Consider the following 20,133-nt stretch of genomic DNA (forward strand, 5'->3'; position numbering starts at 1 on the left):
AGACGTTTTAACGCACAATTTTGAGATATAGCTATGCTATCATAAGTAAAATAATGCTTTCCTTATGTGTACTCATAGTGAAGGCAATAAAAACCTTCCTTATCATTATTAATATGACTATTTATTATGACCAGTATCTCTTTAAATAACACCCCTTCCAAATCTCCATCAACTCCTAGCTATGCTGATATCCAAGGTATCGTGGCAAATGACTTTGAGGTAATGGACAAGCAAGTATTCGGCAGTCTGAACTCAAAAGTACAACTCGTTATGAGCGTCTCTCAGCATGTGATCAATGCTGGTGGCAAACGTATGCGCCCGCTCATCACGTTGTTGTGTGCCCGCATGTTTGATGACAATCCATCAGAACAAGCGATGCATCTAGCTGCCATTACTGAGATGCTACACACCGCAACCTTAGTCCATGACGATGTGATTGATGAGTCAGGACAGCGCCGCGGAAAGCCAACGGCCAATGCCACTTGGGACAACGCCACTGCCGTACTGGTTGGTGATTATCTGATTGCCCGTGCCTTCAATCTGTTGGTTGGTTTTCAAAGCTTACCATTGTTGCAAGTGTTCTCAGACGGCACCTGTGACATTGCCGAAGGCGAAGTATTACAGCTACAGCATCAGCATAACCCTGCCGCGACAGAAGAAGACTACTTGCGCATTATCGATGGTAAAACCTCACGATTGTTTATGATGGCAACCCAAGGCGCTGCTATTTTGCAAGATAAAACAGAGCACATGGCGGCATTGGGCGATTTTGGTCAGCACTTTGGCAATGCCTTTCAGATTATCGATGATGTGCTTGATTATAGTGGTGATAGCGATGTGATGGGCAAAAACCTCGGGGATGATCTGGCAGAAGGTAAGCCCACGCTACCTACCATCAAAGCGCTTGAGTTACTAAAAGACAGTGATACCGAAGGCTATGAGCAGCTCCGTATTGCGGTGCAAACAGGTAAAACACCAAATGCAGCTCAGCTTATCGAGCTGGTCAGTAAATCAGGCTCATTAGATTATTGCAAACAGCGCGCGTTGGACGAAACCAAGTTGGCACAGCAAGCACTTAGCAGCTTGCCGGACAACCGCTATCGTCAAGGGCTATATCAACTGACAGAGCTTGCCAGCGCACGCTTAGTATAATTAAATAGGAGTCGTCTTTATTGTTGATCAGACGACTCCTTTTCTAACAACGTTTTTTAGTAGCATTTTCTAGTGATTAGCATATGAAAAGCCAACAACCAAAAAACCAGCCCTTTAAAGACTAATTTTTCAGCTAAATCGTTACCTTTCTTTAAGTTTCATAAATCCTTGCAGTACTATAATCGTGTAAGTGTTTTTTTGACGGTCGGATGATACTGGATCACGTTTAATAGAGACTTGCAGACAGTTACTTTTTATGGCTGTAATTAGGGGTTGCTAAAATTGTCATTTTGTTGACAAACCACTATTCTTACCACTTAAAGACCTTTATACACCTAGGGCTTTATAAAAATAACAAAAATTTACACTAAGCGGTAACAGTATCTTGTAGAGCCCTCTATTAGCTGTTAGCTAACGCGACACTTACCATAGCGGTATTTTTTGTATCCGTAAAATGTAATATGGCTGCCTCTTCCCAATCCCTCTCTCTTAAATCGCTTGACTGTGGGGTTACCCCAATAGTTTATAATATGTCACCAAATTTACGAATATACTTTGGGTTTTATCTACAACTTCGCTGCATAAAAACACCGCATTGGTGTTTGATGCATGGGTCTTTGATATATCAGTATTAGATACCCTACTATCGTCTCTCTACCAAGTTGATTTATCCAAAAATGCACTTGGCAGAGAGGTTATTGGTGCGTAGTCTAAATGAAACATAATAAATAGAGATTTCATACTCAATACATCAAAATTTATTGATTCACTTTTTATACAGTCATTATTTATATATTGCCGAGGACCTTGATGAAGCATTCTTATCTTGCGCTTGTAATAGCATCTGTACTATCTACAGCGGTACTGGTTGGCTGTGACAAAAACGATGACGCGGCTGGTGAGCAGGCCGCGCAGCAGCAAATGCCCCCTGCGGTTGTCAACGTTCAGACCGTCACTTTTGAGACCGTCCCTCAAGTACAGACTTTTTCTGGACGTACAGCAGCCTATCAAACTGCTGATGTACGACCGCAGGTCAATGGGGTGATTGACGAGGTGTTGTTCCGTGAAGGAAGCAACGTCAAAAAAGGACAGCCACTGTACCGTATTAATACGGACAACTATGCGTCTTCTGTCACAAGCGGACAGGCGTCAGTACAGCAGGCAGAGGCCAACTATCAAACAGCACTGGCCAACAATGCCAGTGCGAAAGCTGAAATGATCAGTCGTCAAGCGTCGCTAGCACAAGCACAGAACGATTTGCAGCGTTTGCAAGGCTTAGTCAGTATCGACGCCATCTCAAAACAGCAATATGACCAAGCACAAACGACCGTTCGTACTGCACAGGCCGCTGTTCAAAGCGCTGCAGCAGCTGTTGGACAGACACAAGCCGGTATCGAAAGCGCCAAAGCTGGTATTCAAACGGCAAAGTCAGGCCTAGATGCCAGCACCTTGGACCTTAATCGTACTATCGTACGTGCGCCTCTTACTGGTCGAACCGATCGCTCTAGCGTGACCGCTGGTACGCTGGTTAGCGCTGGTCAAGCTGATCCACTGGTGACCATCTCACGCCTAGATCCTATCTATGTCGATATCAGTCAGTCCTCATCTGAGCTGTTGAAACTACGTCAGCAGATTGCTGATGGTAGCGCTCAGGCAGGCATGAACTCTGTGGAATTGGTACTAGAGGATGGCTCAGTCTATCCCGTACGCGGCAAGCTTGCTTTGTCTGAAGCTAAGGTTGATGCGTCAACTGGCGCTGTCACCTTGCGTGCTATTTTTCCAAACAGCAACAATATCTTGCTGCCCGGTATGTATGTCACTGCACGCCTGACACAGAGCGTGATTACCAATGCAGCCCTTGTGCCACAGAGCGCGGTCACACGTACGCCTAAGAGTGAGACACAAGTTTATATCGTTGATGAAAACAACAAAATCCAAGTTCGTCCAGTCACCATTAATGGTACGTATGATGGACAATGGGTGGTCACTGATGGCTTAAAAGCTGGTGACAAGGTGGTTATCATTGGCGGATCTAAGGTCAAACCTGAGCAAGAAGTGGTCGCAAAGCCATTAGAAAGCGCAAATCCAGCACCATCTGTAAAAGCTGCGCCTAATGCTAAAACACCGCAACAAGCGGCAAAGACCGTGGATAAAAAGCCAGCTGGTAATGAGACTTCTAACGCAAAATCAACAGAAGCCGCTGCTAACTAATTCCATTCAAAGACAGGAAGACTTAGGGATATACTATGTCACGTTTTTTTATTAATCGCCCTATTTTTGCATGGGTGCTGGCTATATTGGTCATGCTCATCGGGGTGTTATCGGTTCTTAATCTGCCGATTGAACAGTATCCACGTATTGCACCACCGACGATTTCGGTCAGTGCAAACTATCCTGGTGCTAATGCAAAAACCGTTGAAAACTCAGTCATTCAGGTTATTGAGCAACGTATGAAAGGGCTTGATGGCCTGATGTACATGTCATCATCGAGCTCATCAAACGGTAGTGCGTCAGTGACGCTGACCTTTGAAAACGGTACAGACTCTGATACCGCTCAGGTACAAGTACAGAACAAATTACAAGCGGCAATGAGTGCCTTACCTGAATCGGTACAGCGTCAAGGTGTCAACGTCAATAAATCATCTAGTAGCTTCATGATGGTTCAGGCATTCATCTCTGAAGATGGCAGTATGGATCGATCAGATATTGCCGATTACATTAACTCCAATATCCTTGACTCAATCAGTCGTGTGGAAGGTGTGGGTGACGTTCAGGTCTTTGGTTCTACTTACGCAATGCGTGTTTGGCTTGACCCTTCGCGCTTGCGTAGCTACAACATGGTGCCGTCTGATGTCGTTGGTGCGATACAAGCACAGAACGCTCAAGTATCTGCGGGTCAGTTAGGACAAGCCCCTGCTGATACCGACCAACAGGTCATCAACGCGACCGTTACCGTTCAAAGCTATCTACAAACCCCTGAAGAGTTCAAAAACATTCTGTTAAAAACAGACACCTCTGGTGCACAAGTGCGCTTAGGCGATGTGGCTAGAGTCGAGATCGGTAGTGAAAACTACAGTGTTTTGTCTTTGTATAATGGACAAGAAGCAGCTGGTTTGGGTATCTCACTTGCTGGCGGTGCCAATGCGTTAGAGACTCGCGAGGCCGTTGGCGCGCGTATGGCAGAGCTTGAAAAGAACTTCCCAACAGGTCTTGCCTCAGTCGTTCCTTATGACACCACGCCTTTCGTACGCTTGTCTATCGAGCAGGTGGTCCATACGCTGATCGAAGCCATTGTCTTAGTATTCATCGTCATGTTCATTTTCTTACAGAACTGGCGTGCGACTATTATTCCAACGCTTGCGGTACCTGTCGTGCTACTTGGTACGTTTTCCGTGCTGTATATTGCAGGCTTTAGTATCAACGTACTGACCATGTTTGCCATGGTACTCTCCATCGGTCTACTGGTCGATGATGCGATCGTTGTGGTAGAAAACGTCGAGCGAATATTGGAAGAAGATCCTGATATTTCTATCAAAGACGCGACCACCAAATCCATGGGTGAGATCAGTAAGATCGTTATTGGTATTGCGCTGATTCTATCTGCAGTATTTGTACCGATGGCCTTCTTTGGTGGCTCAACTGGTGTGATTTATCGCCAGTTCTCGATCACTTTGATTACCAGTATGGTGCTATCAGCCATGGTTGCATTGGTGTTCACCCCTGCTCTATGTGTGACACTACTCAAACGTGGCAAGAGCCATGAAAAAGGCAGTACTGAAAAGCAAAAAGGCTTCTTTGGTTGGTTCAACCGCGGTTTCTTTAAACTTAGCCGCTCTTACGAAAACTTCGTTGGTAAAAGTATTCGTTTTAAATGGTTATATATGATTGGTTATGCAGCCATTATCGGCATCATGGCGGTTGTATTCTTACGTATTCCTGGTTCATTCTTGCCAGAAGAAGATCAAGGTATTATGTTTACCTTGGTTCAGTTGCCTGCTGGTTCTACATTAGATGAAACCCAAGACGTACTGGACAAAGTCAGAAACTATTACGACACCCAAGAAACAGACAACATCGCTTCTGTCTTTACCATTGCAGGCTTTAGTTTTGCAGGACAAGGACAAAACATGGGGCTGGCGTTTGTTCGTCTATCAGACTGGGAGGAGCGCTCTGGTGATGAAAATACTGCCCAAGCGGTGGCTGGACGAGCAATGGGTTATTTCTTTACCCAGTTAAACGAAGCACAAGTCTTTGCGATTGTACCACCTGCTATTACCGAGCTTGGTAATGCCAGTGGTTTTGATTTAATGCTCCAAGATAGCGGTAACCTCGGACACGATGGGCTACTTGAAGCCCGTAATATGCTACTGGGTATGGCCGGACAAAACGACCAAGTCGCGGGCGTCCGTCCTAATGGGCAAGAAGACTCACCACAATTAAAAATCAACATCAATCAAGAACAAGCCGCCGCTTATGGCTTGTCGCTAAGTAGTATCAACAGTGTCATCTCTACTGCGTGGGGCTCAAGCTACGTCAATGATTTCATCGACCGTGGCCGTATTAAGCGCGTCTATGTACAAGGTGAAGCGAGCAGCCGTACCAATCCTGATGACATCGGCAAATGGTATGTACGAAATGACATGAATAGTATGATTCCGTTCGATGCGTTTTCTAGCAGTGAATGGCAATCAGGCTCACCGCGTCTCACACGTTACAATAGCTTACCATCCATGAATATCCAAGGTAGTGCTGCGCCAGGCCTGAGTACTGGTGATGCAATGAGCTCGATGGAGGCGATGATAGACAAGCTCCCTGAAGGTATCAGTTACGAGTGGACAGGCATGTCGCTAGAAGAGCAAAAGTCAGGTGCTCAGGCGCCGATGCTTTATGCGCTTTCAATCCTAGTCGTATTCTTGTGTCTAGCAGCGCTCTATGAGAGTTGGTCTATCCCAGTCTCTGTCCTACTAGTGATACCACTTGGGGTACTGGGTGCGGTGATATTTACCTGGCTACGCGGTTTTGCCAATGATGTTTACCTGCAGGTCGGTCTATTGACTGTCGTCGGTCTGTCCGCCAAAAATGCCATCTTGATTATTGAGTTTGCAAAAGAACATCAAGAGGAAGGCTACAGTCTAAGAGAAGCGGTCATGACTGCGGCACGCCAGCGCTTACGTCCGATTATTATGACCTCACTTGCCTTTGGCTTAGGTGTTGTGCCATTATTCTTGGCAAATGGTCCAGGTTCAGGCAGTCAAAACGCTATCGGTACCAGTGTGGTTGGCGGTGTGGTAACCGCAACGCTATTGGGTATCTTTTTTATCCCAATGTTCTACGTCTGGGTACGTAGTGCGTTCCCGCACAAATACGACAACAACAAGCCAAATGACAGAGACGGTGGCAATACGCCTGACTCACACCCAACGACTTCTGAGAGTTATCAGCCTGCAAGCCTTGGAGACAACACACAATGAGTGCTCAAAAAACAATTACCTCTAACGCATCACCGGTCGCTATGACAGCGACCGTTGTTCAACCCGCATTATCTCGGATTCGCAGAAACAGCGGTCGTTTGCTAGGGCTAACCGCTCTTGCGATGAGTATGGCCGCTTGTAACACGATTCCAAAAGCGGACATGCGCCCTGTCCTAGCTGAGCCGAACATTGCGATGCAGCAGAGCTATGGCGCATTTGACAAAGAAACGGTCAGCTCAGTCGAACAGCCAAGTATTGCCAGTCAACGCTGGCAGAGCTTTTATAATGACGAACGCCTCAAAGGCCTCATCGCCTTGGGACTTGAGAACAACAAAGACTTTGAAAGTGCTCGTCTAGCGATTGAAAAGGCGCGTGCGCAGTATCAAATCACCGATATCAATGACCTGCCAGCCATCAATGGCAGTGCAGGTTATACGCGCCAAGCGCAAAATCATACGGATCGAAACGCCAACAGTAGCTACAACGTCAACCTAGGTCTTGCCAATTACGAGCTAGATTTTTGGGGTAAAATATCTAGCCTAAAAGATCAAGCACTACAGAACTTTTTGGCAACCACTGCGGCCAAAGACGCGACCCAAATCAGTCTGGTCAGCAATATTTCACAAAGCTATGCCAATCTAAGTTATAGCTTGGCTCAGCTAAAGCTGGCTGAAGCAACCGTTGAGAGTCGTGAACGTTCGCTGTTTATCGCAAACAAGCGTTTTGAAGCAGGTATTGATCCTAAGCTGCCATCACTGCAAGCCAGTGCGTCGCTTGAAAATGCCAGGCTTGCCGTATTGCGTGCACAAAGCAGTATCTTAAAGGCACGAAATGCACTGCAATACTTGGTCGGTGGTCCGATTCCAAGCGAGCTGATTCCGACGCCTGCTGTCAGCAATATCACCAATCAGCAGATCTTTAATGCAGGTCTGCCAAGTGAGCTGCTACGCTATCGTCCTGACGTGCTACAAGCAGAATATAGCCTAAAAGCGGCTGGTGCCAATATCGAAGTGGCACGCGCCTCTTACTTCCCCTCTATTAGTTTGACCAGTAGCGTGGGTGTCAGTAGCGGCAGTTTGAATGATTTGTTTAAAAATGGTTCTGTTGGTTGGTCGTTTGGCCCAAGTGTTAGCGTGCCGATTTTTGATGCAGGACGTCTAGACGCCAATTACGACGTGGCTCAGATCGAGCGTGACCAAACGCTGACAAGTTACGAAGCCTCTATCCAGACGGCTTTTCGTGAAGTGTCAGACGTACTGGCTACTCGTGCCACGCTTGGTGAGCAGTTAGAAGCTCAGTACCGCTTGCAAGATAATTTTGAGCAGACCTATCAAATAGCCGATGCACGTTTTAAAGCGGGTCTTGATAATTACTTAGACGTGCTCGATGCACAGCGCTCGTTGTTTTCTACGCAACAAGGCATCTTGGATTTAGAGCTACAAAAAATCGTCAGCCAAATCGAGCTATACCAAGCGTTAGGTGGCGGTGCCAATCTGGATGTACCAACGGCTATCCCTGTACCGCAGCATACCAATTTGGCTCAAATTGTCACAGGCTCTGTGACGAGTGCCAAAACCAAGGCGACAAATGCGATTAAGGCCGCAGGTTCAGCACGTGTGACCTCTACGCAAGAGGCTGTCGCCATTAAGCAATCGCAAGGGGTCGAAACCACGACCTTCAAACCGACTGCTATCGTTGATGTTAACGATGATGGTAGAAAAGATGCAGCAGTAGGTGTGATGACTGAAGAGACTCGCTATGATGGCAATATGGTCGAAGCGGTTCCTGTTACACAGATTGTTGAGCCATAAGAGTTTATGGTTTGTGGTTCATTGAGTCGTCATTCATGAAGTTATGAAACCATCACTTATGAAACTACTACTTCGTGATACCACAGTGTCATTATATTGACAGTCGATAAGTACAACTTGCCCTACCAGCTGAACGTGGTAGGGCTTTTTGCTTTTTATCACCGCTTTTGGGTATAGTGTAGCCCTCATCTGTTTACATAGAAGCCGTTTATACATCAGTGCTTTTTAACTACATTGTCTATAAATATATGACTGTTAATGTCCTATAAAATCGATATATCAATAGCGACATCTCTACCAAGCAATACCATAACTATTAAAAAACAGTAAGGAATTCATATGAGCTATACCTTTAATCGCCAATACCCTGCCACTCGCCTGCGTCGCCTACGTTATAACGATAATGTACGTGCCATGATTCGTGAAGTGGAGCTACATCCTAAGCACTTTATCGCACCCGTCTTTGTACTAGAAGGCCAAAATCAGCGCGAAACTATCGCTAGTATGCCAGGTGTTGAGCGTCTATCAATTGATTTGCTCATTAACTATGCCAAAGAGTTATTATCAGAGGGTGTCACGACCATCGATATTTTTCCTGTCATTGATAACTCACTAAAGACACCGGATGGCAGAGCTGCTTATGACGAAAACGCCCTGACTGCACGTACGATAAAAGCGGTCAAAGACGCCGTACCAGAAATGGTTGTGATGACTGACGTCGCTTTAGATCCTTATACCTCACACGGTCAAGATGGTCTACTCGATGACAGCGGTTACGTCATCAATGATGCGACTATCGAAGTATTGGTCAAGCAGGCACTGGTGCATGCTCGTGCTGGTGCTGATATCATCTCCCCTAGTGACATGATGGATGGACGTATCAAAGCCATGCGTGATGCGTTTGAAGCTGAAGGTTTTGTCAATACGGCTATCATGGCCTACTCTGCCAAATATGCGTCTGCTTACTACGGTCCATTCCGTGATGCCGTTGGCAGTGCTGGCAACTTAAAGGGTGGGCACAAAAAGCAATATCAAATGGACTTTGGTAATCGTGCTGAAGCCTTGCATGAAGTGGCCATGGACATCAATGAAGGCGCTGATATGGTGATGATTAAACCTGGTCAGCCGTATCTTGATTTGATTCGTGAAGTCAAAGACACCTTTGGCGTGCCAACCTTTGCCTATCAAGTCTCTGGTGAATACGCCATGCATATGGCTGCTATTCAAAACGGCTGGCTCAGTGATGCCGTCATTTTAGAGTCTTTGATTGGTTTCCGCCGTGCGGGTGCTGATGGCATCTTGACCTACTTTGCACTAGAAGCTGCCCGTCAGCTAAACAATGCTTAGTATTTAACCTACATTCTATATCTTAAAAAAGCCCCAGCTACTAACAAGCAGTTGGGGCTTTTTTTGTGCTGACACTCTATTAAAAGAAAAAGATTTATTGCGTGTACTAACTATGAGTATCTACAGCTGCTCACGATCATGCGCTGTCGTAAAATCAATCACAGGGCCGACAGGGACGATACGCGTAGGATTAATATTGGCATGACTGGTGTAATAATGCTGCTTGATGTGCGTCATATTTACGGTCTCTGCGATACCTGGTACTTGATACAAATCACGCAGATAGCCCCAAAGGTTTGGATAATCAACAATACGACGCAGATTACATTTAAAATGCCCAACATAAACGGCGTCGAAACGTACCAAAGTCGTAAACAGTCGCCAATCGGCCTCAGTGATCGTACTACCTACCAAATAACGCTGAGTTGCTAAGCGACCTTCAAGCGTATCTAGTGCTGCAAACAACTCAACCACTGCCTCTTCGTAGGCCTCTTGTGTGGTCGAAAATCCAGTTTTATACACGCCATTATTTATCGTAGAATAGACAAAGGTATTGATATCGTCGATTTCTTGCAATAACTCTGCTGGCACAAAGTTACCTGCTATTGCACCAACTTCATCGAAAGCTGAATTAAACATACGGATGATTTCTGACGACTCATTACTAACGATCGTATTGGTCTTCTTATCCCATAAAATAGGTACCGTGACGCGACCTGTATAATCTGGCTTGGCCTTGATATAGAGCTCATAGGCATTCGATGCATGGATATTCGGATCGCCAATCCCCCCTTCTCCCGCTGCAAATGTCCAGCCATACTCTCCCATAAAGGGATGCACTACAGATATCGGAATGATATCCTCTAAGCCTTTAAGCTTACGATAAATCAAAGCACGATGCGCCCAAGGACAGGCGAGCGACACATACAAATGGTAACGATTGGGTTCCGCTTTGAACCCTCCTACGCCCGACTGCCCTGCGCTACCGTCTACCGTGACCCAGTTCCTAAAACCGGCATCCTCACGTTTGAAGCGGCCACCATTGGCTTCTGTGTCATACCATTTGTCCTGCCACTGTCCATCGACCAATAAGCCCATGTTATTCTCCGACTATGTCTCGTTTCTATTCAACGCTGTTAGGCATGACTGACTCTAAGTCATTATTATTATGACTCTCATTTCAGTTAGAGAGATATCATACCAGTTATAGGCTCTTATCCATTAAGGTTCGCTCTCTTATTAACAATAAAAACTACACCAATTAAATTAAATATTTAGAAAAAATACACGAAAAGCTTTAATATAAGTCTCAGTATCAAATATTATGATAATAAATTAGAATTACGATAAAAAAGACTTGCAAAGTCTGAGAAACTTGCTAAAATGCTCAACCTAAATAGGCGTATAGCTCAGTTGGTTAGAGCGCTACCTTGACATGGTAGAGGTCAGCAGTTCGAGTCTGCTTATGCCTACCAAATATTTAGAAAGCCCCAATCGTGAGATTGGGGCTTTTTTTGTCTGTAATATATGGGCTGTAGGGGAAAATTCTTGCTTGCATCGACTCGTAATCATGATTATTTAATCAGCTTTAAATCATTTGAAAAAGCGACGGTGACCAAATGGTGACCAAAACGTGACCGACCCTTAAAAACAATTAAAATTAAAACCCTCTTTTTGACCTCTACTTCAAACTCTAGGCTAGAACCTATTTCTTAGTATTTTTCTCTTTATCCTCTTTTACATATTCAAAAATATCTCCTACCTCTACTTCTAAATAGTCGCAAAGCTTATCTATAGTATCGAAATCAATTCTAGATGATTGATCGTTATATATCTTGTGCAACGTCGTTTTGCTTACTCCTGTCGCTCGTACAGCATCCGCTACTTTTAGCCTTCTTTCAGCTAACAAGGTTGGTAGATGGTTAACTATCATCCCATAAACTCCAATTATAATTATAAAAAGTACTTGCATAGTTATAAATTTATGGTAAATTACAACCATGGTATTTAAAAGTACCATTATGGTTAAACTTTATATAAGGAACATATTATGTCACATACCTACCTAACTACCCAAGAGCTTTCTGAGCTCATCAAATACAACCCTCGTACTATCCGTAATGAGCTTAAAGATAGTGTGCTTATCGAGGGCATTCATTATATACGCCCGTTCGGTGGTCGTAAGATTTTGTACATTTGGGAGGAGATTGAAAAAGATATGCGCACTGGCGTCGCCGGTAGCATCAATGCCATGGCACTTCAATAAGGAGAAATAGGATGGCTAGTATCAGAAGTAGATACGGTAAGCTGGTTGTCGATTTTTATTACATGGGTATACGCTGTCGGGAGACGACAAACCTGACAGACACGCCAGCGAATCGCAAAAAGCTTGATAAGGTGATTGAGAAGATGGAAGCAGAAATCATCCTAGGTTTGTTCAACTACGCTAAGTACTTTCCCAAAAGTGACAAAGCAGCAGAAATGGTAGCATTGAACGATCGCAAGGAATGCATTAATACCAATACACCTTACTTTGAGCAATTTGCAAAATTATGGTTTTCTGAAAAAGAAATTGAATGGCGTGATACTTACAAGCGCAAAATAAAGGAGATTATTGATATGTACTTGATTGTTAAGTTTGGGACTAAGCCCATTCATCTCATAAAAAAGACAGATGTATTAGCCTTCCGTTCATCGCTCGCCAAAGTAACGTACGGAAAAGCTAACAAACATCTGTCAGCGGCACGCATCAATTCGATCATGGTACCTTTAGGTATGATACTAAAAGAAGCAGCTAAACGCTATCAGTTTGACAACCCTTACTACGATATCAATGCACTCAAACAGCCTAAGACAGATATTCAACCATTCACACTGAATGAGGTTTGGACGTTTATTAATGGTGTGAGAGCAGACTATCGCAATTATTATTTAGTACGTTTTTTCACAGGGATGCGTACGAGTGAAATTGATGGGTTGACGTGGGAGAACATTGACTTTGATCGACGTGAGATTGTGATCAAACAAGCTTATGTTAAAGGCAAAATTGTTCCTCCTAAGACTCAAGAGTCTTACCGTGCGATTCAAATGTCACCTTGGGTCTATGACGCTCTAAAAGAGCAACAAACGATTACTTATGGACGCTCTGATTATGTGTTTTGCGCGCATACCGGTGAACCACTTGATTATAACAATGTGAATAAGCGTGTTTGGCATCCTACTCTTAAGATTTTGGGTCTCAAGAAGCGTAATGCCTATCAGAGCCGTCATACCGCAGCAACGCTATGGCTAGCTGCTGGCGAAAGTCCTGAGTGGATAGCCAGCCAAATGGGACACTCTACGACCAAGATGCTATTCAACACTTATAGCCGTTACGTACCGAACATGACTCGGCAGGATGGTAGTGCATTTGAAGCATTGGTCAATCGCAGTCAGATTGCTCAGGTATCTACTGACAAGGAGACGTCACGATGAAAATGATTGATTACGATAAGCTGCATGCAACGTTCAAACCTAGTGGCTATGTCAGTAATGGTGCAGATAATATTGCTAACTATCTCATTTGTGAGCTCTGCATTCAGTCAGGTAGTGGTTTGGCTCGTTTCTTAAATGTGGATAGCTGCTTTGATAATCATATGGCGCTGCGCATATGGGTTCAGAAGCGCTTAGACGCTAATCTCGGCTATGCCGTTGATGATATGTGTAGTCAGCTACAGAGTGAGCTTTACGGACTTTTACCACACACTGGCTATGGATACTAAGGAGGATATTATGAGTATGAACTTCGTCTTTGGTTTAGCTCTAGGGGGTGCAGAAAAGCATTTGTGCCATGAGTATTGGTCTTATGTGTCCCCTAGTGATTATATAGCGCATTTGGAACTGCTTTGTTACGACCACGACATGGAGCTTGATGCATTGTTTGCTACGCTTACGAAATGTCAGGTTTATTTAGATGACATACACTGTGAGTACTGTGGTCGTCCCTATCAATTAGATGTCCCAGCAGATGTACCTTATGCAAGGAGATTAAACTCTTGGTTCTGTGACGGGTGTATCAGCTTTTCTGGTGGACAGCTTGTCTTAGGTAGGTAGAGCTTTAGATAGTGAGGAGTATCTGCTAGATTTGAATCAGAAAAATAAAAAAAGCCTCAGCTCATAAGTTGGGGCTTTTTCAGTTTAATCAGTTCAGCTATATTTTAACTAGAACTTTTATAAGATTACACTGTACAGACTACGCTAGCTTCTTTAGCCTTATCATAGACCCCGTAAGCATCTATGAGGAAGTCATACCATTACTAGATTGATTTGAATAACCTAAAAGACCCATCTCGGCTAGTACACTTATCGAAAAAATGGGTGCTAATTTCATTATCAATTCCTTTTGATAGTAGTCATAAGTTCATTAATTTAACTTACGTTTTTATAGTATTTGACGAGTAAGTTAAATACACCATTAGTAGTGGTTATACATAGGTAGGTCAATATGTACTTAATGTACACTTAAATACTTACCTGAAATTATCAACTAAAGTAATAGCTGTCAAATCATTTAATGACTATTCTCTGATGTTTATGCTAATGTAATATCTTACAAACATCGGCTATCTAGGCGATCTAAGAAATTCAGACGTTGCATACTTTTTCTGGTATCTAGATTCTTTTAACGCGTTATTTTAGTCATCCACTGCAAGCAATGTTTTTATAAAAAATGTATTGGAGATAAAGAAGTTTAATGAGATAAATAGGTGCCTAGTACCATTAAAATGCATTGATGCCTTATAAGAGGCTAATCGATATAAAAGCATTCTTACTGTGGCATTGATTGAATTTAAGAAAAAAATATCTAAGTGTATATATATCAAGGAAGAACAGAATGACAGGGATTGAATTCTATACTAATGGTCATATTCTCAGCGAAGCTGACAGCATGCGCCAAAAGCTAGGTGTTTTAGCAAAACAATATTCTGCAACATCAGCCATCATTATTACAGATGCTGGTATTTCCGAATTAGGCTATGTCGATATCGCTCAGCAATCCTTACAGGAAGCCGGTGTTAATGTCGTTGTGTTCGATAATGTCGTTGCAGACCCACCTATTGAAATTGTTGAAAGCGCTATTGAGCTTGCAAGAGACAATCAATGTGACTTGATCATTGGCTTAGGGGGCGGAAGCTCTATTGATACAGCGAAGATTGTCGCCTTGTATCCAAACGACTTTCAGTCCGTTAATGATATTTTGGATAAAGATATTAGTGGTTTCAAAAAACTGCCACTATTTGCCATACCTACTACTGCTGGTACGGGCGCAGAGTCTACCTTTGTCTCCGTGATTACCGCAAAAGATGGCAGTAAAAAAGCCATTTATACTCCTAAAATCCTACCTGACGTCGCCATTTTAGATGCAACATTAACACTAAAATTACCCCGTCATATCACTGCAGCAACTGCGCTTGATGCCATGGTGCATTGTATTGAAGCCTATACCAGTCGCACTAAAAAGAATCCTATTTCAGATGCACTAGCCCTAAAAGGCTTACAGATGCTTTGGAATAATTTTGAAAAAGTGTTAAACCAAGGTGACGATATTGATGCTCGTGCCGATATGCTGTTAGGTTCCACACTGGCAGGCATCGCCTTCGTCAATGCCTCTGTAGCCGCTGTTCACGGGCTCTCATATCCCCTTAGTATTAACTTCCACATTCCACATGGACATGCTAATGCACTCGTCATGTGCGGTGTTTTTACATTTAACTTATCAGAAGCTGCTCCTCTATACGCAGAGCTTGCTCGTGCTGTCATGCCTACTCAAACAGCTGGAATGGCAGATTTAGATGCAGCGACTTCATTTATTAGTCAACTAAAAATGTTTTTGGAAAACAGTGGTCTTAAATACCGTTTGAGTGAATTGGATATTACAAAGAACGATATTCCTGCCCTAGCCGACATAGTTATCAATACCTATGCACGGCTAATCGCAACCAATCCCAAAGACATGACTTTAGAGGAAGTCACTGCAATATATGAAGAAATAGCCTGATAAGAAATATTGTTTAAATAATTTTGTCTATCAATCAAGGAAGATGATTATGTCGAAATATGAAATAGAAGTGGCTGTTGATGGCTTTCACTATTTAGAAGGGCCTCGCTGGTATCAAAATGCGCTATGGTTTGTCGATTTCTATACTCAAGGCGTTTATCGAGTTAACGATGAAGGGGTAGCAGAGAAAATCATTCATGTTGAACAGCAACCTTCCGGTTTAGGATGGTTGCCTGATGGGCGTTTGCTGGTCGTATCGATGAAAGACCGCAAAGTCTTACGACTAGAAAATGATGGTAACTTGGTCATTCACGCTGATATTTGGGAGCATTGCGGTGGTCATGCAAATGACATGGTGGTTTCAGCCAATGGCAATGCCTATGTCGGCAACTTTGGTTTTGATTTGATGGGTGGCGCTGACCATGAAAACACAGGGCTTGTGTTGGTTAAGCCTGATGGAAGCTCACAGGTTGTCGCTGAAGGATTGGCATTTCCGAATGGCATGGTTATCTCTGCAGATCAAAAAACATTGATCGTTAACGAGCTATTTGGCAATAAAGTTACGCAATTTGATATCAAAGAAGATGGTAGCCTCGGAGAAAAACGTGACTTTGCTAATTTTGGAGAACTAGGTGATGAGCCGAATCTTGGTCTACGTATAGGAAATGCCAGCATATTACCTGATGGTTTGGCCTTGGATGCCGAAGGTGCTGTGTGGATCGCAGATACCATAAATCAGCGAGCAGTACGCATAGCAGAGGGTGGTGAAATTTTAGAAACTATCGATACTGCACCTGATGGTGTCTTTGCAGTCGCACTTGGCGGACAAGACGGCAAAACACTATTCATGTGCGCGGCGCCAGACTGGGATGAGGCCTCTCGCAAGGCAGAAACTAAAGGACGTATGTTAGCTGTGCAAGTTAAAGTGGGACATGCAGGTACGCCATAATTAGAAATTTTTTCAGAACATAAATAAAAAGCAAGCCACCTCTAGTGGCTTGCTTTTTATTTCTTAGTCTATATCTCCTGAACAATATATAAAAACGTACAACTAATATAGTTTTTTCTTATTTAACCTTCAAGATGTCGAAGGTCGATACTGACGGTATTTTCTATTTTAATAACTACATACCAATCTGAGTCACTAGGAAATATACAATAGTGCCTACATAATTTCCAATGACATAGCCTACCGTACCGATAACCAAGATAGGGCCTACTAAGTTAGTCCAACCCTTACTAATAGCTAACGCTGCCGCAGTCGTCGGACCACCAATATTGGCATTACAAGCCAGCACTACTTCTTCAACGCTAAACTTGAACAATTTACCCACACCCATGGTGATCGCTAAATTGACCATAGCAATTATCAAGACAAATACAAACAGCAGTGGTGCTTGAGTCACTATCAAACCAATTGATGCTGGAATGCCGATGACTACAAAGAACAAGTAAATGCAGTAAGTACCCAACTCTTGACTACCATTAAGCTTTTCAAAAGAGCTTTTAAAGATAGAAACTATTATAAACGTGATTGTCGTTAACAAAAGATACTTATCAGTAATCAAACTAATGATAAGGCCAACTACAATATTATCGCTAGTGCCCAATAGCGCCTGTAAAAATGCTGATAGCTTGAACGAAATTAATACGATTAGCATTGAAGCAGCTAAGCAAATCGCAATATCTTTTAAAGAAATAAGATTGGGCTTCCAGAATGCTTCCGACAATGTACGACTGTTTAACATTTCCGGATTTTTCTCAATTGCATCAGTATGTGGCGAACTCCATATGCGACGTACAATAGGTATTCCAGCTAAGCCAATTAATATCAAGAAGTAAAAAGCCATCATCATATTGTCAGCCACAATAGTAGCTGCATTGATGCTTTCACTTGGTGCTAACTTGGCTGACATGGCGGCGTAGTTCACCCCTCCACCACTGTATGACGCTGAAATCATGCCACTTACTTTGTCTAATTCTGGAATGTAATGACGTAGAGCCATAAATGCAAGAATAGTACCAACCATAGTTGCCATAGACGAAGCTAAAAACAACAGTAATAATTTCCAGCTCTCTTTAATAAGAGACTGTATATTGGTTTTGAACAATAGCAAAGGTATTGCTAGTGGGACAATATAACCCCAAACGATGTCATATGTAGGTGCATCTGTTGGGATGATTTTTAGGTTGGATGCGGCAATGGCAATCAATAGTGCAATGACCGCACCTGGAATTTTACTTGCCCATTTATAACGTTGTTCGATAAAAATAGCAGAGGTTGCTGCGACCATAACAAAAGCCCATAAGGCTAAATGATCATCTGCTTGAATCAATGTTTCCATAATGTCCCTCCTTGAACTTGATATAGATACGTCTCAAAATAGAGAAGTAGTAACCATTAATGGGTTACAGCATCCCAATGAGCGGCGCCATAAACGGCATGATTTTGTTGGTTATAATAGGCCCAAAGTGGATTTCCATAATCAAAATGCCACCATTCAGTGGGTAAGTTGGTGAAACCCACATTACTCATAACTGAATATAACAAGCGGCGGTTTTGACAAGCAGGATGCTCAGGCTGATCTTCATAGAAATGAGTATGTGAGCGTTCTGTAGGTTCATCAAAATCAGCACCCATATCTAGCCACTCACCTGTCTCACGCTCAAACAAAGTGATATCTACAGAGCCCCCTGTTAAGTGCGGGCTAATAAAATCTGCTCGCGCGGGCGCAACAAAATCTGATAGAAGCTGTTGTTGCTCACTGACACTAAGATGTGGGTACTTAATCTTAATAGTATTACCAACTTCTTCTTGAATGGCTTTTTGAACAGCTCGAGAACGCCAAGCATCAAGTACCAAAATACCTAGATGGTCAGGAAGTAAGTTAGCAGCTTGCTGTAATCTTTGGGTAACAGAATGCCTAGCAACACAAATATTGATGGCATGAGGAATATTATGATCAAAATAAATGGGAAATTGCTTTAGGTTTTCCGTATTTGGGATGGTTAGCAATGACTCATTTGATTCAATAATAGAAATATTTTCTATGTTTTTCCAGCTATGCTGGGTAGATGTAGGTATGGAAGATATAAGCATTTCATTTCTCGAAATAGTCTTGTAGCTGTTTTTCTAATAGCGCACTGTAAAGATGCAGCTGATACTTAGATCAAGTCAACTGGCAGTTATAAAGTAAGATAAAAAGAGCTGTTATAAGACAAAAGGTGAAATCAATTTAGCATTCATGATAATTTTCTAAGGGATCTAAAATTATCGCCATCAATCAACAATAAAGACATTTGTTTGTTCTTATACAGCAGGCAAGTATACCAATAATATATATATTAGTAACCTAGAAAAGGGAGGATTATAGAAAATTAGAATGCATTTTATGAAAATCTCGATAGATGGGACTGTCTATGATCCTAGAGTCATTGCTGTAGCAGCAATGACTAATACTCACTCATTCAAATAAAGCTCAGCCATTCCATCAAGCCTAGCTTTCACCTCTTTCCAGTTCGGCATTACTTGCATTAGTAACCGCCAGAAATGCTCGCTATGGTTGTGCTCAGCGATATGACAGAGCTCATGTAGTATCACGTAATCGATGCATTCCTTTGGTGCTTTAACCAAATGAGGATTAAGTATTAGATTGCCTTTAGTAGAGCAGCTACCCCACTGCTTTTTCATAACTAACAGTCTGAAAGCCGGCGTACCAGTTACCCACGCTGCTTTAGGTAATACCACCTCTCGGCGTTCTATAAAGATGAGCTTGGCTTTGTTTTTATACCATTCATCAATAAGGTCTTTAACTATCATAGCTCGTGCTTCGAGGTCTAATGTAGAATCACTTTGAGACAATTCTACATTTAACTTACCGCGACTGAGCTTCACCGTGCTGTTTATTCCATCAGCAGCTTCTGCATCCGTTATTATTTTTAACACATAACGACGACCTAGATAAAATTGGGTCTCACCGCTGACATAACGCTTGGGCAATACATGATCTTGTTGCTTGGCAAAATCCTGTAGGCTTTGCCATATCCAGCGAGCACGCTTCATCATGGCATCATAAATCATCTCATCCGTCGCATCGACAGGTGCAGTGACGACCACACGCTGATCAGGATGTACTTTGATGACTACTTTTCGAGGTTTGCTAGGTTTAGTCTTTTCAGTAATCAGCTCATCGCTTTCAGGCTGGTTTATCTTTTCTTTATCAGTTACTTCTTTACGCACAACTTCATAATCAATTTTATCTTGACCATAATAAAACACACCATTCTCAGTCATTGCCTACTACCCTCTTGCTGC

General features: G+C 43.0%; 16 protein-coding genes and 1 tRNA gene. 12 read left to right on the forward strand and 5 right to left on the reverse strand.

Annotation, left to right across the window (positions count from 1 at the left end):
- Positions 1-126: 126 nt before the first annotated feature.
- The 5 genes from I6E86_RS10290 (at position 127) to hemB (ending at position 9,781) form a co-directional block, all read left to right on the forward strand.
- Positions 127-1,152 (forward strand): polyprenyl synthetase family protein, encoded by a 1,026-nt coding sequence (locus tag I6E86_RS10290; RefSeq protein ID WP_197177383.1) that lies wholly within the window; start codon positions 127-129, stop codon positions 1,150-1,152.
- 810 nt (positions 1,153-1,962) lie between these two features.
- Entirely contained in the window at positions 1,963-3,363 is a 1,401-nt protein-coding gene (locus I6E86_RS10295; RefSeq protein ID WP_197177384.1) for an efflux RND transporter periplasmic adaptor subunit, read from the forward strand.
- Positions 3,364-3,398: 35 nt separating this feature from the next.
- On the forward strand, positions 3,399-6,623 hold the full coding sequence (locus I6E86_RS10300; protein WP_197177385.1) for an efflux RND transporter permease subunit: 3,225 nt from the start codon (positions 3,399-3,401) through the stop codon (positions 6,621-6,623).
- Positions 6,620-8,434, forward strand: coding sequence for an efflux transporter outer membrane subunit (locus I6E86_RS10305; RefSeq protein ID WP_197177386.1), 1,815 nt, complete (start codon positions 6,620-6,622; stop codon positions 8,432-8,434). The genes I6E86_RS10300 and I6E86_RS10305 overlap by 4 nt, the downstream gene beginning before the upstream one ends.
- A 339-nt stretch (positions 8,435-8,773) precedes the next feature.
- Positions 8,774-9,781, forward strand: coding sequence for a porphobilinogen synthase (hemB, locus tag I6E86_RS10310; RefSeq protein ID WP_197177387.1), 1,008 nt, complete (start codon positions 8,774-8,776; stop codon positions 9,779-9,781).
- A 120-nt stretch (positions 9,782-9,901) separates the two neighbouring features.
- Here the strand turns inward: hemB and I6E86_RS10315 are convergent, their stop codons facing one another.
- Positions 9,902-10,879, reverse strand: coding sequence for a glutathione S-transferase family protein (locus I6E86_RS10315; protein ID WP_197177388.1), 978 nt, complete (start codon positions 10,877-10,879; stop codon positions 9,902-9,904).
- 300 nt (positions 10,880-11,179) lie between these two features.
- Here I6E86_RS10315 and I6E86_RS10320 point away from each other — a divergent pair.
- Positions 11,180-11,256 (forward strand) — tRNA-Val (locus I6E86_RS10320).
- Between the two features lie 230 nt (positions 11,257-11,486).
- Here the strand turns inward: I6E86_RS10320 and I6E86_RS10325 are convergent.
- Positions 11,487-11,714, reverse strand: coding sequence for a helix-turn-helix domain-containing protein (locus tag I6E86_RS10325; RefSeq protein WP_197177475.1), 228 nt, complete (start codon positions 11,712-11,714; stop codon positions 11,487-11,489).
- A 117-nt stretch (positions 11,715-11,831) separates the two neighbouring features.
- Here I6E86_RS10325 and I6E86_RS10330 point away from each other — a divergent pair, with 117 nt between their 5' ends.
- From I6E86_RS10330 to I6E86_RS10355, 6 genes are all read left to right on the forward strand, one after another.
- Positions 11,832-12,047 carry a hypothetical protein gene (locus tag I6E86_RS10330; protein ID WP_055123775.1) on the forward strand — a complete coding sequence of 72 codons (216 nt, stop codon included), beginning with the start codon at positions 11,832-11,834 and terminating at the stop codon, positions 12,045-12,047.
- Positions 12,048-12,058: 11 nt separating this feature from the next.
- Positions 12,059-13,255, forward strand: coding sequence for a site-specific integrase (locus I6E86_RS10335; RefSeq protein ID WP_197177389.1), 1,197 nt, complete (start codon positions 12,059-12,061; stop codon positions 13,253-13,255).
- A complete protein-coding gene (locus I6E86_RS10340) occupies positions 13,252-13,542 on the forward strand; it encodes a hypothetical protein (protein WP_197177390.1) in 291 nt (96 codons plus the stop codon). Before I6E86_RS10335 ends, I6E86_RS10340 begins: the two co-directional genes overlap by 4 nt.
- 10 nt (positions 13,543-13,552) lie before the next feature.
- The gene (locus I6E86_RS10345) at positions 13,553-13,873 is read left to right on the forward strand and encodes a hypothetical protein (RefSeq protein WP_197177391.1); all 321 of its coding nucleotides are present in this window, start codon (positions 13,553-13,555) and stop codon (positions 13,871-13,873) included.
- Positions 13,874-14,654: 781 nt separating this feature from the next.
- Positions 14,655-15,818 carry an iron-containing alcohol dehydrogenase gene (locus I6E86_RS10350; protein WP_197177392.1) on the forward strand — a complete coding sequence of 388 codons (1,164 nt, stop codon included), beginning with the start codon at positions 14,655-14,657 and terminating at the stop codon, positions 15,816-15,818.
- 49 nt (positions 15,819-15,867) lie between these two features.
- Positions 15,868-16,767 (forward strand): SMP-30/gluconolactonase/LRE family protein, encoded by a 900-nt coding sequence (locus I6E86_RS10355; RefSeq protein WP_197177393.1) that lies wholly within the window; start codon positions 15,868-15,870, stop codon positions 16,765-16,767.
- Between the two features lie 175 nt (positions 16,768-16,942).
- Here I6E86_RS10355 and I6E86_RS10360 read toward each other — a convergent pair whose 3' ends face one another.
- From I6E86_RS10360 to I6E86_RS10370, 3 genes are all read right to left on the reverse strand, one after another.
- A complete protein-coding gene (locus I6E86_RS10360; RefSeq protein WP_197177394.1) occupies positions 16,943-18,163 on the reverse strand; it encodes a DUF819 domain-containing protein in 1,221 nt (406 codons plus the stop codon).
- Between the two features lie 56 nt (positions 18,164-18,219).
- Entirely contained in the window at positions 18,220-18,918 is a 699-nt protein-coding gene (locus I6E86_RS10365; protein WP_197177395.1) for a M15 family metallopeptidase, read from the reverse strand.
- A gap of 360 nt (positions 18,919-19,278) precedes the next feature.
- The gene (locus tag I6E86_RS10370; protein WP_197177396.1) at positions 19,279-20,112 is read right to left on the reverse strand and encodes a M48 family metallopeptidase; all 834 of its coding nucleotides are present in this window, start codon (positions 20,110-20,112) and stop codon (positions 19,279-19,281) included.
- Between the last annotated feature and the right edge of the window lie 21 nt (positions 20,113-20,133).

This window comes from Psychrobacter sp. SWN149 (genome assembly GCF_015864565.1).
GTDB lineage: Bacteria > Pseudomonadota > Gammaproteobacteria > Pseudomonadales > Moraxellaceae > Psychrobacter.